Here is a 10,860-nt window from a genome sequence, read left to right as displayed (position 1 = left end):
AAAAAAATCCCATCAGAATATTTCTGGTGGGATTTTTGGTGGGGAACCAATCAATTTTGATTGATTTTTAACCTTTTATAATAACTGAAAATGCTGTTAAATCAACCATTTCACTTCAAATCATATTTATAAATCATTCCCACTCAACGGTTGCAGGTGGTTTACTTGTAATGTCGTAGACGATACGGTTAACGTGATCCACTTCATTTACGATACGTACAGAAATCTTTTGAAGGACATCCCAAGGAATTTTGGCAAAGTCAGCTGTCATACCATCGATAGAAGTGATAGCACGAATGGCAATCGTGTAGTCATAAGTACGACCATCACCCATAACACCGACTGAACGAACGCCTGTGTTGACAGTGAAGTATTGCCAGATATCGCGGTCAAGACCAGCTTTAGCGATTTCTTCGCGAAGGATAGCATCAGACTCACGAACAGTTTCTAGTTTTTCTTCAGTGATTTCACCCATGACACGGATAGCAAGACCTGGTCCTGGGAATGGTTGGCGCCATACGATGTGGTCTGGCATACCAAGCTCTGTACCGAGAGCACGAACTTCATCTTTGTAAAGAGTGTTGAGAGGCTCAATCAGTTCAAACTGCATGTCTTCTGGAAGACCACCAACGTTGTGGTGTGATTTGATGGTTTGAGCAGTATCTGTACCAGACTCAATCACGTCAGTGTAAAGCGTTCCTTGAGCAAGGAATTTCACATCTTTTAGCTTACTTGCTTCGTCATCAAAGACATAAACAAACTCGTTACCGATGATTTTACGTTTTTGTTCAGGGTCAGAAACGCCAGCAAGTTTGTCAAGGAAGCGTTTTGCAGCGTCTGCTTTGACGATATTCAAACCAAACTTACCACCAAGCATGTCCATAACTTGATCCGCTTCACCTTTACGAAGTAGACCGTGGTCTACAAAGATACAGATCAATTGATCACCGATTGCTTTTTGAAGAAGAACTCCAACAACAGAAGAGTCAACACCACCTGATAGACCGAGAAGGACACGCTTGTCACCTACAGTTTCACGGATTTTCTTGATCTGCATATCGATGAAGTTGTCCATTGACCAGTCTCCCTTAGCCTTACAGATGTTGAGGGCAAAGTTGCGAAGGATATCATTCCCGTATACAGAATGGCGCACTTCTGGGTGGAATTGGATACCGTAAATGTGCTTTTCTGGGTTTTCAATAGCTGCATAAGGACAGTCAGCAGAAGTGCCAGTACGAACAAAATCAGCTGGAATCTCTGTAACAGCATCGCCATGACTCATCAAAACAATCTGTTCTTCAGGAGTCCCTTCAAAGAGGGCAGAAGTGGTATGAGTAAGTGGTGATTGGCCATACTCGCGGTTACCAGCATCACCTGCAGGAACAACTTTTCCTCCAAGTTTATGAGTTAAAAGTTGCATACCATAGCAGATTCCCAAAATTGGAATGCCAAGTTCAAAAATTTCTGGGTCAATATCAAATGAACCATCTTCGTATACAGAGTTTGGTCCACCAGAGAGGATGATCCCTACAGGGTTAATCGAACGAACCTCTGCAGCTGAGATTTTGTGACTTTTTAGCTCTGAAAAAACACCAATTTCACGAATACGGCGTGAAATCAGCTGGTTGTATTGGCTACCATAGTCCAGCACGATGATTTTTTCGACATCTTGCAAATCAGTTGAAATGTTGCTCATCTTTTTCCTTTCTCAAAAGAAATATCTTTTTCAATATTCTATCACAAATAGGGGCGAATTACCAACTAAACAAGGCAAAGTTTGACTTTTTCTTAGCAAATACGGTACAATGGAGAAAATAAAGAAAAGAAGTGAGAATCATGTTACCAGCTTATATGAAAATCCACGATCAGATCAAGAAGGATATAGATGAGCATCATTGGAAAATCGGAGAGAGGCTTCCAAGTGAGCGAGATTTAGCTGAACAGTTTCAAGTTAGCCGGATGACATTACGCCAAGCTATCTCTCTCTTGGTCGAGGAAGGAGTTTTGGAGCGTCGTGTAGGAAGTGGGACTTTTGTCTCTAGCACTCGTGTCCAAGAAAAAATGCGAGGAACAACCAGTTTTACGGAGATTGTCAAATCTCAGGGGAAAGTACCTTCCAGCCAACTCATTTCTTACAGAAGAACCATTCCAAATGAGCAAGAGGTCGCAAAGCTGGGGATTACTCCAACAGAGAATATTATCCGCATGGAACGGGTGCGTTATGCTGACCAAGTTCCACTAGTCTATGAAGTCGCATCCATTCCTGAGAAATTTATTAAGGATTTCAAAAAAGAAGAAATCACCAGTCATTTCTTCCAAACCTTGCAGCAGTATGGCTACCGGATTGGCAAATCCCAACAGACTATTTATGCGAGATTGGCTAAGGAAAAAATTGCTGACTATCTAGAAGTCGAAAAGGGGCATGCGATTTTAGCCTTGACTCAGGTTTCTTATCTTGAAGATGGGACAGCTTTCGAATATGTAAAGAGTCAATACGTGGGTGAACGCTTTGAATTTTATCTTGAAAATAACTAGTTTAGAAAGGCTAGTTTTTTGTTTTCTTAAAAGATTAGAATTGTCAAAACAATCTGTCTAGGCTTGATTTTATCCTTTATTTACTATAAAATGAGAAGGAAAAACGTCAAACTTTTATATTGCAAATAGGAGAAAAAATGACAAAAACATTAAAACGTCCTGAGGTTTTATCGCCTGCAGGGACTTTAGAGAAGCTAAAAGTGGCTGTTCGGTATGGAGCTGATGCTGTTTTTATAGGTGGACAAGCTTATGGTCTTCGTAGCCGTGCAGGAAACTTCACTTTTGAACAGATGGAAGAAGGCGTGCAGTTCGCTGCCAAGTATGGTGCCAAGGTCTATGTAGCTGCCAACATGGTTATGCACGAAGGAAATGAAGCTGGGGCTGGTGAGTGGTTCCGTAAGTTGCGTGACATTGGGATTGCGGCAGTTATCGTGTCAGATCCGGCCTTGATTATGATTGCAGCAACAGAGGCACCAGGTCTTGAAATCCACCTCTCTACCCAAGCCAGTGCGACGAACTATGAAACGCTTGAATTTTGGAAAGAACTGGGCTTGACTCGTGTCGTTTTGGCGCGTGAGGTTTCAATGGAAGAATTGGCAGAGATTCGCAAACGCACTGATGTAGAAATTGAAGCCTTTGTTCACGGAGCCATGTGTATTTCTTACTCAGGTCGCTGTACGCTTTCAAACCACATGAGTATGCGTGATGCCAATCGTGGTGGATGTTCTCAGTCTTGCCGTTGGAAATACGACCTTTACGACATGCCTTTTGGCCAAGAACGCAAGAGTCTTAAAGGTGAAATTCCTGAAGAATTTTCGATGTCAGCCGTGGACATGTCTATGATTGATCATATTCCAGATATGATTGAAAATGGTGTGGATAGTCTAAAAATTGAAGGTCGTATGAAGTCAATCCACTATGTTTCAACTGTGACCAACTGTTACAAGGCGGCTGTGGATGCTTACCTTGAAAGCCCAGAAAAATTTGAAGCTATTAAACAAGACCTGGTAGATGAGATGTGGAAGGTTGCCCAACGTGAATTGGCAACAGGTTTCTACTATAGCACACCTACAGAAAATGAACAGTTGTTTGGTGCACGTCGTAAAATCCCTGAATACAAGTTTGTCGCTGAGGTGGTTTCTTATGATGATGCAACCCAGACAGCAACCATTCGTCAACGGAATGTTATCAATGAAGGCGATCAAGTTGAGTTTTATGGACCAGGTTTCCGTCATTTTGAAACCTATATCGAAAATCTTCACGATTCTAAAGGCAATAAAATCGACCGTGCTCCAAATCCAATGGAACTCTTGACCATTAAGGTTCCTCAACCTGTGCAAGCTGGGGATATGGTTCGAGCTCTCAAAGAAGGTCTTATCAATCTCTATAAGGAAGATGGAACCAGCGTCACAGTTCGTGCCTAGATAAGGAAAAGGGAATGATTCAAGCACAAGGTTTATTAGTAGATGATGAAAGCAGATGTGTTCATTATCATAGTGAAAAGGATATTGTTTCCCTCCAGTGTTATGAGTGTAAAAAATACTATGCTTGCTATCAGTGCCACGATGTTATAGAAACGCATTTGTTTTCACCCTACCCCTTGACGCTTACCGAGGATCGACCGATTTTATGTGGGGCTTGTAAGAGGACAATAACATTTCAAGAATATCAAAAGCAGCTAGCCTGCCCTTATTGCAAATCTCCATTTAATCCAGGGTGTAAACAACACTATTCCTACTATTTCAAATAAAATGAATCTATCCAAGTTCTAAACTTGGATTTTTCAATTTATTTCGGAAAATATAGAGAAAGTGGAAACACATTTCATCATAAAATGAGAAACTTATCTATACAGTGGTATAAAAATAGCAAAAATAAAAATAAATCATCTGAAACGCTTCCAACGTAAGTAAAAAGTTGACAAAAACAAATTTTAGGACTAAACTAAGTAAGTAAATTTTAAATAAAAGGAGAATTCATCATGAATTTAACATTTTTCGGTCTATGTCTTGCCTGTATGGGTGTATCTCTTGCAGAAGGATTTTTGATGAACGGTTTGTTCAAGTCTGCAGCACGCCAACCAGACATCATCCCACAATTGCGTAGTTTGATGATCATGGGGATTGCCTTTATCGAAGGAACATTCTTTGTAACTCTCGTATTTTCATTTATCATCAAATAAAGAGAAGTATAAAATGGAAAAGGGAGGATTCTAGATGGAAGAAAGTATCAATCCAACCATCAATATTGGTCCTGTTACCTTTGATTTAACCTTGACAGCATTGACTTTGTTGTCTGTGGCACTGATTTTTGGCTTTATCTATTGGGCAAGTCGTAATATGACTGTGAAACCCAAAGGAAAGCAAAATGTACTAGAGTATCTCTATGACTTTGTAGTCGGATTTACAGAACCCAACGTAGGTTCTCGGTACATGAAAGATTACTCACTCTTTTACTTGTGTTTATTTCTTTTTATGGTTATCGCAAACAATCTTGGTTTGATGGCGAAACTTCAAACTACAGATGGGACAAACCTTTGGACATCGCCAACTGCAAATCTCCAGTTTGACTTGGCTTTGTCATTTGGAATTATCCTGATGACCCATATAGAAGGAATTCGTCGCCGTGGTGTTAAAAAGTATCTGAAAGGCTTTGTTACCCCAGGTTTTATGACACCGATGAATCTCCTTGAAGAAGTCACGAATTTCCTATCACTTGCTTTGCGGGTGTTCGGGAATATCTTTGCCGGAGAAGTGATGGCAAGCTTGCTTATTACTCTTTCTCATCAGGCTCTTTATTGGTATCCAGTCGCATTTGTTACCAATCTTGTCTGGACGGCATTCTCTGTGTTTATTTCCTGTGTTCAGGCCTATGTATTCACAGTCTTGTCTTCAATGTATCTAGGAAATAAAATTAATGATGAAGAGTAGAAAGGAGTAAATGATGCACGTAACAGTAGGTGAATTGATTGGTAACTTTATTTTAATCGCTGGCTCTTTTATCCTTTTGGTCGTCTTAGTCAAAAAATACGCATGGTCAAACTTGACAAGTATCTTTGAAGAACGAGCTGAAAAGATTGCTGCTGATATTGATGGCGCTGAACAAGCTCGTCAAAAAGCAGAGACTCTTGCTCAAAAGCGCGAAGATGAATTAGCAGGTAGTCGTAGTGAAGCTAAAACTATCATTGAAAATGCTAAAGAGACAGCTGAAAAGAGTAAATCAGATATTTTGGCTGAAGCTAAGCTAGAAGCTGGTCGCTTGAAAGAAAAAGCTAACCAAGAAATTGCGCAAAACAAAGCTGAGGCTTTACAAAGTGTTAAGGGCGAGGTGGCAGATTTGACAGTTAGTCTAGCTGGGAAAATCATCTCACAAAACCTTGACAGTCATGCCCATAAGGAACTCATTGATCAGTATATCGATCAGCTAGGAGAAGCCTAATGGACAAGAAAACAGCAAAGGTCATTGAAAAGTACAGCATGCCTTTTGTCCAATTAGTGATTGAAAAAGGAGAAGAGGACCGGATTTTTTCAGACTTGGATCAAATCAAGCAAGTCGCAGAAGAAACGGGCTTACCTTCTTTTTTAGCTCAGGTGGCAGTTGATGAGTCAGATAAGGAAAAAACAGTTCGTTTCTTTCAAGACTCTGTGTCACCTTTAATGCAAAACTTTATTCAAGTTCTGGTTTACAATCACAGAGCAAATCTTTTTTATGAAGTAATTGCAGATTGTTTGAATCGTCTTGAAAGAGAAACCAATCAATTTGTAGTCACGATTTCTTCAGCTCATCCTCTAACAGATGAACAGAAGGAACGTCTGCTCCCATTGATAGAGAAAAAAATGTCTCTGAAAGTGCGGAGCGTCAAAGAACAAATTGATGAAGGACTCATTGGTGGTTTTGTCATTTTTGCTAATCACAAGACAATTGATGTGAGTATTAAACAACAACTTCGAGTTGTTAAAGAAAATTTGAAATAGAAAGTGGTGTTCTTTTGGCAATTAACGCACAAGAAATCAGCGCTTTAATTAAGCAACAAATTGAAAATTTCAAACCCAATTTTGATGTATCTGAAACAGGTGTTGTAACCTATATCGGGGACGGAATTGCGCGTGCTCACGGCCTTGAAAATGCCATGAGTGGAGAGCTGTTGATTTTTGAAAACGGCTCTTATGGGATGGCGCAAAACTTGGAGTCGACAGACGTTGGGATTATCATCCTAGGTGACTTTACAGATATTCGTGAAGGCGATACCATTCGCCGTACAGGTAAAATCATGGAAGTTCCTGTTGGTGAGAGCCTTATTGGACGTGTTGTGGATCCACTTGGTCGTCCAGTTGACGGTCTTGGAGAAATCCATACTGATAAGTCTCGTCCAGTAGAAGCGCCGGCTCCTGGCGTTATGCAACGTAAGTCTGTATCAGAACCATTGCAAACAGGTTTGAAAGCTATTGATGCCCTTGTTCCGATTGGTCGTGGTCAACGTGAGTTGATTATCGGTGACCGTCAGACAGGGAAAACAACCATCGCTATTGATGCTATTTTGAACCAAAAAGGTCAAGATATGATCTGTATCTATGTAGCGATTGGGCAAAAAGAGTCAACTGTTCGTACGCAAGTTGAAACACTTCGTCAGTACGGTGCCTTGGACTATACAATCGTTGTGACAGCTTCTGCTTCACAACCTTCTCCATTGCTCTTCCTAGCTCCTTATGCTGGGGTTGCTATGGCAGAAGAGTTTATGTACCAAGGGAAGCATGTTTTGATCGTTTATGATGATCTTTCAAAACAAGCGGTCGCTTATCGTGAACTCTCCCTCTTGCTTCGTCGTCCACCAGGTCGTGAAGCCTTCCCTGGGGATGTTTTCTACCTTCATAGCCGTTTGCTTGAGCGTTCAGCTAAGGTTTCTGATGAACTTGGTGGTGGTTCAATCACAGCTCTACCATTTATCGAGACACAAGCAGGAGATATCTCTGCTTATATCGCAACCAACGTGATTTCAATCACAGATGGTCAAATCTTCCTTGGCGATGGTCTCTTCAATGCGGGTATTCGTCCAGCTATTGATGCGGGTTCATCTGTATCTCGTGTAGGTGGTTCTGCACAAATCAAAGCTATGAAGAAGGTTGCTGGTACACTTCGTATCGACCTTGCTTCATATCGTGAGTTGGAAGCCTTCACTAAGTTTGGTTCTGATTTGGATGCGGCTACTCAAGCTAAGTTAAATCGTGGACGTCGTACCGTTGAAGTTCTGAAACAACCAGTTCATAAACCATTACCTGTTGAGAAACAAGTAACCATTCTTTATGCTTTGACACATGGTTTCTTGGATACGATTCCTGTAGATGACATTGTTCGTTTTGAGGAAGAGTTTCATGATTTCTTTGATGCACAACATCCAGAGATTTTGGAAACTATTCGTGAAACAAAAGACTTGCCAGAAGAAGCAGTCTTGGATGCTGCGATTACAGAGTTTCTCAATCAATCCAGCTTCCAATAAGAATAGAGGTGTCAAATGGCAGTATCTCTAAATGATATTAAAACAAAAATCGCCTCAACAAAAAATACTAGTCAAATCACCAATGCCATGCAAATGGTATCGGCTGCCAAGTTAGGTCGCTCTGAAGAAGCAGCACGTAACTTTCAAGTTTATGCTCAGAAGGTTCGTAAGCTTTTGACGGATATTCTGCATGGTAACGGATCTGGTGGTTCTACCAATCCGATGCTCATTAGTCGCCCAGTTAAGAAAACAGGCTATATCGTTATTACTTCAGACCGTGGCTTGGTTGGAGGTTATAATGCTTCCATCCTTAAAGCTGTGATGGAGTTGAAAGAAGAATACCATCCAGATGGTACAGGTTTTGAGATAATCTGTATTGGTGGTATGGGAGCTGATTTCTTTAAGGCTCGTGGCATTCAACCAATCTATGAACTACGTGGCTTGGCCGACCAACCAAGTTTTGATGAAGTTCGTAAAATTATTTCAAAAACGATTGAAATGTATCAAAATGAACTTTTTGATGAACTCTATGTTTGTTACAACCATCATGTCAATACTCTCACAAGTCAAATGCGTGTGGAACAAATGTTGCCGATTGTTGACTTAGATCCAAATGAAGCAGATGAAGAGTATAGCTTGACATTTGAGTTGGAAACGAGTCGTGATGAGATTCTAGAGCAGTTGTTACCTCAGTTTGCAGAAAGTATGATATACGGGGCTATCATCGATGCCAAGACAGCTGAGAATGCTGCAGGTATGACAGCCATGCAAACGGCGACTGATAATGCCAAGAAAGTCATCAATGATTTGACAATCCAGTATAACCGTGCCAGACAGGCGGCGATTACACAAGAAATTACAGAAATCGTAGCGGGGGCTAGTGCCTTAGAATAAGGCTTTGCCTCCCTCATATCAAAATGAACTTAGGCCCTAGGTGAACTAGGAACCGACAGTATCTTATATAGAATAGGAGAAGGAGATGAGTTCAGGTAAAATTGCTCAGGTTATTGGACCCGTTGTCGACGTCTTGTTCGCAGCAGGGGAAACACTTCCTGAGATTAATAATGCACTTGTCGTCTACAAAAATGACGAAAGAAAAACAAAAATCGTCCTTGAAGTAGCCTTGGAGTTGGGTGATGGTATGGTTCGTACGATCGCCATGGAATCAACAGATGGTTTGACTCGTGGAATGGAAGTTTTGGACACAGGCCGTCCAATCTCTGTGCCAGTAGGTAAAGAAACTTTGGGACGTGTCTTCAATGTTTTGGGAGATACCATTGACTTGGATGCTCCTTTCGCTGAAGACGCTGAGCGTCAGCCAATTCATAAGAAAGCTCCAACTTTTGATGAATTGTCTACCTCATCTGAAATCTTGGAAACAGGGATCAAGGTTATCGACCTTCTTGCCCCTTACCTAAAAGGTGGTAAAGTTGGACTCTTCGGTGGTGCCGGAGTTGGTAAAACTGTCCTGATCCAAGAATTGATTCACAATATTGCCCAAGAACACGGTGGTATTTCCGTATTTACCGGTGTTGGGGAACGTACTCGTGAGGGGAACGACCTTTACTGGGAAATGAAAGAATCAGGCGTTATCGAGAAAACAGCCATGGTATTTGGTCAGATGAATGAACCACCTGGAGCACGTATGCGTGTTGCCCTTACTGGCTTGACAATCGCCGAATATTTCCGTGATGTAGAAGGCCAAGATGTGCTTCTCTTTATTGATAATATTTTCCGTTTCACTCAGGCTGGTTCTGAAGTATCTGCCCTTTTGGGTCGTATGCCATCAGCCGTTGGTTACCAACCAACACTTGCTACTGAAATGGGTCAATTGCAAGAGCGTATCACATCAACCAAGAAGGGTTCTGTAACCTCTATCCAGGCTATCTATGTGCCAGCGGATGACTACACTGACCCAGCGCCAGCAACAGCCTTCGCTCACTTGGATTCAACAACAAACTTGGAACGTAAGTTGGTACAATTGGGTATTTATCCAGCCGTTGATCCGTTGGCTTCAAGCTCTCGTGCCTTGGCACCTGAGATTGTTGGTGAGGAGCACTATGCAGTTGCTGCTGAAGTCAAACGTGTCCTTCAACGTTACCATGAATTGCAAGATATCATTGCTATCCTTGGTATGGATGAACTCTCTGATGAAGAAAAGACTTTGGTTGCTCGTGCCCGTCGTATCCAGTTCTTCTTGTCTCAAAACTTCAACGTTGCCGAACAATTTACTGGTCAACCTGGTTCTTATGTACCAGTAGCGGAAACAGTTCGCGGCTTTAAGGAAATCCTTGAAGGAAAACATGACCATCTACCGGAAGATGCCTTCCGTGGTGTCGGTTCAATCGAAGACGTCATTGCTAAGGCTGAGAAAATGGGATTTTAAGAGGTGATCTATGGCTCATTTAACTGTCCAGATCGTGACACCAGATGGCCTCGTCTATGATCACCATGCCAGCTTTGTATCGGTACGAACTCTGGATGGTGAGATGGGGATCTTGCCACGACATGAAAATATGATTGCGGTTTTAGCGGTTGATGAAGTAAAGGTAAAACGAATCGATGACGATACTCATGTGAACTGGATTGCAGTGAACGGAGGAATTATCGAGATTGCCAATGACATCATTACTATTGTAGCAGACTCAGCAGAACGTGCTCGTGATATCGATATTAGCCGTGCCCAACGTGCTAAACTTCGTGCTGAACGTGAGATTGAAGAAGCACAAGATAAACACTTGATTGACCAAGAACGGCGAGCTAAGGTTGCTTTGCAACGTGCCATTAACCGTATCAATGTCGGAAATAAATTATAAAATAAAAATGAACTT

12 protein-coding genes are annotated in these 10,860 nt (G+C 41.5%); 11 read left to right on the top strand and 1 reads right to left on the bottom strand.

The window, feature by feature from the left end; translation table 11 throughout:
• Positions 1-133: 133 nt before the first annotated feature.
• Complete coding sequence (gene guaA, locus HMPREF9189_RS06755; RefSeq protein WP_000065734.1) at positions 134-1,696, bottom strand: glutamine-hydrolyzing GMP synthase; 1,563 nt, start codon at positions 1,694-1,696, stop codon at positions 134-136.
• 140 nt (positions 1,697-1,836) lie between these two features.
• On the opposite strand from guaA, the gene HMPREF9189_RS06750 reads away from it, so the two are divergent.
• From HMPREF9189_RS06750 to HMPREF9189_RS06705, 11 genes are all read left to right on the top strand, one after another.
• Complete coding sequence (locus HMPREF9189_RS06750; protein ID WP_000936179.1) at positions 1,837-2,535, top strand: GntR family transcriptional regulator; 699 nt, start codon at positions 1,837-1,839, stop codon at positions 2,533-2,535.
• Positions 2,536-2,672: 137 nt separating this feature from the next.
• A complete protein-coding gene (locus HMPREF9189_RS06745) occupies positions 2,673-3,959 on the top strand; it encodes a U32 family peptidase (protein WP_000169124.1) in 1,287 nt (428 codons plus the stop codon).
• Positions 3,960-3,973: 14 nt separating this feature from the next.
• Positions 3,974-4,285, top strand: coding sequence for a CHY zinc finger protein (locus tag HMPREF9189_RS12035; protein ID WP_009755345.1), 312 nt, complete (start codon positions 3,974-3,976; stop codon positions 4,283-4,285).
• Between the two features lie 231 nt (positions 4,286-4,516).
• Positions 4,517-4,717 carry a F0F1 ATP synthase subunit C gene (locus tag HMPREF9189_RS06740; RefSeq protein ID WP_001054552.1) on the top strand — a complete coding sequence of 67 codons (201 nt, stop codon included), beginning with the start codon at positions 4,517-4,519 and terminating at the stop codon, positions 4,715-4,717.
• Positions 4,718-4,751: 34 nt separating this feature from the next.
• On the top strand, positions 4,752-5,465 hold the full coding sequence (atpB, locus tag HMPREF9189_RS06735) for a F0F1 ATP synthase subunit A (protein WP_000392856.1): 714 nt from the start codon (positions 4,752-4,754) through the stop codon (positions 5,463-5,465).
• 13 nt (positions 5,466-5,478) lie between these two features.
• On the top strand, positions 5,479-5,973 hold the full coding sequence (atpF, locus tag HMPREF9189_RS06730; RefSeq protein ID WP_000558551.1) for a F0F1 ATP synthase subunit B: 495 nt from the start codon (positions 5,479-5,481) through the stop codon (positions 5,971-5,973).
• A complete protein-coding gene (locus HMPREF9189_RS06725) occupies positions 5,973-6,509 on the top strand; it encodes a F0F1 ATP synthase subunit delta (protein ID WP_000358987.1) in 537 nt (178 codons plus the stop codon). Before atpF ends, HMPREF9189_RS06725 begins: the two co-directional genes overlap by 1 nt.
• Before the next feature lie 14 nt (positions 6,510-6,523).
• Positions 6,524-8,029: a F0F1 ATP synthase subunit alpha gene (gene atpA, locus HMPREF9189_RS06720; RefSeq protein ID WP_000996624.1), complete on the top strand. Its 1,506-nt coding sequence runs from the start codon at positions 6,524-6,526 to the stop codon at positions 8,027-8,029.
• Positions 8,030-8,044: 15 nt separating this feature from the next.
• Positions 8,045-8,923, top strand: a complete 879-nt coding sequence (locus tag HMPREF9189_RS06715) for a F0F1 ATP synthase subunit gamma (RefSeq protein ID WP_000301231.1) — start codon at positions 8,045-8,047, stop codon at positions 8,921-8,923.
• 85 nt (positions 8,924-9,008) lie between these two features.
• Positions 9,009-10,415 (top strand): F0F1 ATP synthase subunit beta, encoded by a 1,407-nt coding sequence (gene atpD, locus HMPREF9189_RS06710; RefSeq protein WP_000094371.1) that lies wholly within the window; start codon positions 9,009-9,011, stop codon positions 10,413-10,415.
• A gap of 10 nt (positions 10,416-10,425) precedes the next feature.
• Entirely contained in the window at positions 10,426-10,845 is a 420-nt protein-coding gene (locus tag HMPREF9189_RS06705) for a F0F1 ATP synthase subunit epsilon (RefSeq protein ID WP_000940837.1), read from the top strand.
• Positions 10,846-10,860: the final 15 nt, after the last annotated feature.

The sequence above is a fragment of the Streptococcus sp. oral taxon 071 str. 73H25AP genome (assembly GCF_000146755.1).
Taxonomy (GTDB): Bacteria; Bacillota; Bacilli; order Lactobacillales; family Streptococcaceae; genus Streptococcus; species Streptococcus oralis_T.
Note: the sequence above shows the minus strand (reverse complement) of the source record. Positions and strands in the feature narration are given on the sequence as shown.